Annotated in this window: 4 protein-coding genes; 1 reads left to right on the top strand and 3 read right to left on the bottom strand. The window is 75.3% G+C overall.

What is annotated here, in order from left to right; translation table 11 throughout:
- A partial coding sequence (locus tag EAO77_RS29875) for a DUF6519 domain-containing protein (protein ID WP_222723708.1) occupies positions 1 to 557 on the bottom strand: 557 nt, incomplete at its 3' end.
- Positions 558 to 755: 198 nt separating this feature from the next.
- Positions 756 to 1,541 (bottom strand): glucosamine-6-phosphate deaminase, encoded by a 786-nt coding sequence (gene nagB / locus EAO77_RS29870; RefSeq protein WP_147991460.1) that lies wholly within the window; start codon positions 1,539 to 1,541, stop codon positions 756 to 758.
- Between the two features lie 231 nt (positions 1,542 to 1,772).
- Between nagB and EAO77_RS29865 the strand changes: the two genes are divergently transcribed.
- Positions 1,773 to 2,774: an alpha/beta fold hydrolase gene (locus EAO77_RS29865; RefSeq protein ID WP_147991459.1), complete on the top strand. Its 1,002-nt coding sequence runs from the start codon at positions 1,773 to 1,775 to the stop codon at positions 2,772 to 2,774.
- Positions 2,775 to 2,786: 12 nt separating this feature from the next.
- On the opposite strand, the gene EAO77_RS29860 is transcribed toward EAO77_RS29865, so the two are convergent.
- Positions 2,787 to 2,988 (bottom strand): hypothetical protein (locus tag EAO77_RS29860; RefSeq protein ID WP_222723709.1); only part of this gene is annotated, 202 nt, incomplete at its 5' end.

Below are 2,988 nucleotides of genomic sequence, written 5' to 3'. Positions count from 1 at the left end.
CCCCGCCGAGCCCCGCCGAGCACCCACGCGAGCGGCGCGTGGTGCACCCCGACCCCGTGCGGGGACACCGGCAGCGGACGGCGTGACACGTCGGCGGGCCACTCTGCGTCAGCCGCGGCCGTGCGGGCCGCGACCGTCCAGAAAGCCGCGGGACGGCAGGTCCCGCCGCGCTCGCAAGGGACGAACACCCCGTCCTCCAGCGGGATCCAGGCGCCTTCCCCGATCCGCAGCGCGCCCCCGCGGGTCCGGGTGCCGCCCCTGCCGCGCGCCGCGGGCGGCCGGCGGTCCCAGCGACGCAGGTACGGGTGAACTGCCGGACGCCGTCTCACCGACGGGTGCGGATCAAGCGACGACCGCACCCGGCGGCCCGGCAGATCGAGCTCCTCGACACGCAGCGGCGGCAGCGGCTCGCGGCGGTCGGCGTACGCGGTGTCGGTGAACTCGACCCAGTAGCCGACGTGCGGGTCGAGCTTCGCGCCGCCGCCGAGCGCGGCCACCTCCGCCCAGACGCCGTCGAGCCCCGCGTCAGGCCCCCCACCCCGCGCCGGGCCGCGCATCCGCGGCCTCCCGGTGTGCGCCGGGCGCAGGGGGTGCGCCCCGTCCGGAATCCGATCACGTCGTCTGGCCGCCGGATCGCGGCGGGGCGGCGCCGGGCCGTCGTGCGGCGCCGGGCCGTCGTGCGGCGCCGGGCCGGAACGCACGGCGGGCGGCGGCCGTCCTCGGCCGCCGCCCGCCGTGCGCTTCGCGCCCCGTGCTCAGATGCCCTGCCAGGAGGGCTTCGCCGCGTACGTCGCGCGGAAGTAGTCGGCCAGCTTCAGGCTGGAGGCCGCGGCCTCGTCGACGACCACCGTGGCGTGGGGGTGCAGCTGGAGGGCCGACGCGGGCACCAGGGCGGACAGCGGGCCCTCGACCGCGAGGGCCACGGCGTCCGCCTTCGCCTCGCCGGTGGCCAGCAGCACCAGGTGACGCGCCTCCAGGATGGTGCCGATGCCCTGGGTGATGACGTGGTGGGGGACCTGCTCGATGTCGCCGCCGAAGAACCGGGCGTTGTCGACGCGGGTCTGCTCGGTGAGCGTCTTGATGCGGGTGCGGGAGGCGAGCGAGGAGCAGGGCTCGTTGAAGCCGATGTGCCCGTCCGTGCCGATGCCCAGCAGCTGGAGGTCGACCCCGCCGGCCTCGGTCAGCGCCCGGTCGTAGGCGAGGCAGGCCGCGGCCACGTCGTCGGCCGTGCCGTCCGGCCCGATGAACGCCGTCTCGCTCAGACCGAGCGGCTCGACGACCTCGCGCAGTACCACGGAGCGGTACGACTCCGGGTGCCCGGCCGGGAGGCCGACGTACTCGTCGAGCTGGCAGACGCGCGCTCGCGACGTGTCCGCCTCTCCGGCCCGGACCTTCGCCGCCAGGGCCTCGTAGACGGGCAGCGGGGTCGAGCCCGTGGCGACGCCGAGCAGGGCGTCGGGCTTGTGGCGCAGCAGGCCGGCCATGGCTTCGGCGATCAGTTCGCCACCCGCGGCGGAGTCCGGAACGATGACAACTTCCACGAAGATCCCTGTCTCTGAAGCGCTCACTGGTTTAGACCAATCTACCCAATGGGGAGGCGATCTGTCTCACCCGCGACCGCTTCCGCGCACGGGTCGTACGGTCTTCGCTCCCGCGCCGGGCACATGTACCCGGCACGAAACCTTCCGGAAACCCCCCGTGCGACGGAGGTCCTAGGCTCGGAGCAGACGGCGGCCGGAAGCCGTCGCCCCCACGCCCGCAGGAGGCCGTCGATGCTCCCGCCCCGGACGAAACCGACGCGCCAAGGGCGGCTGCGCCCGGTCACCGCGGCCGATGTGCGCCTGCGGTACCGCACGGTCCACGGCTACCGCCGGGCCTACCGGATCGCCGGCGAGGGGCCGGCGATCCTGCTGATCCACGGCATCGGCGACTCGTCCGCGACCTGGACCGACCTCATTCCCGCACTCGCGCGCCGCCACACCGTGATCGCGCCCGACCTGCTCGGCCACGGGGCCTCCGACCGCCCCCGCGCCGACTACTCCGTCGCCGCCTACGCCAACGGCATGCGCGATCTGCTGGGCGTCCTCGGCATCGACCGGGTGACCCTGGTCGGCCACTCGCTCGGCGGCGGCGTCGCGATGCAGTTCGCCTACCAGTTCCCCGAGCGCACCGAGCGCCTGGTGCTGGTCGGCACCGGGGGAGTGGGCCGCGCGGTCAACCCCGTCCTGCGTGCCGTCTCCCTCCCGGGCGCCGACCTCCTGCTCTCCGCGCTGCGGCTGCCCGGCATGCGCCTGTCCGCGCGGTTGTGCACCGCGCTGCTGCGCGGACTCGGCACCGGACTCGGCCGGGACGCGCCCGAACTGCTCGGCCTCGTCGACGCCCTGCCCGACGCCGGCGCCCGCAGCGCGTTCATCCGCACCCTGCGGGCCGTCGTCGACCGGCGCGGACAAGTGGTGACCATGCTGGACCGCTGCTACCTGACCGAGGGCATGCCCGTGATGCTCGTCTGGGGTGCGCACGACGGCGTGCTGCCCGCCGACCAGGCGCATCTCGCGCATCTCGCGATGCCCGGCAGCAGGCTGGAGATCTTCGAGGACGCGGGACACTTCCCCTTCCACACCGACCCGGCCCGATTCCTCGCCCTCATCGAGGACTTCGTCTCCGCCACGCCGCCGGCCGAGTGGGACGCCGAGCGCTGGCGGGACCTGCTGAGGACGTCCGGCCGGGACGCCGGGGCCGGTCTGCGGCAGGCGAGCGAACGCAGCGCGACCTGACCGCCGCCGCGGTCAGAACAGGGCCAACTGGCCCGGCAGCACCGGCAGCACGCTGCCGTCGAGCGACGGCTGGAGCGCCGGATCGAGCGGCGCGAGCCGACGGGAACCGGGGCACGACACCAGCTCGGACCCGGTCCGGGCGCCGGCCGGATCGTGGCGCGCGTAGCGGCCCGCGACCACGGCGATCCGACGGCGGCACACGGGGCACGGACGG

Origin of the sequence: Streptomyces sp. T39, assembly GCF_008042045.1 — a bacterium.
Taxonomy (GTDB): Bacteria; Actinomycetota; Actinomycetes; order Streptomycetales; family Streptomycetaceae; genus Streptomyces.
This window is presented reverse-complemented; position numbering and strand designations above follow the sequence as displayed.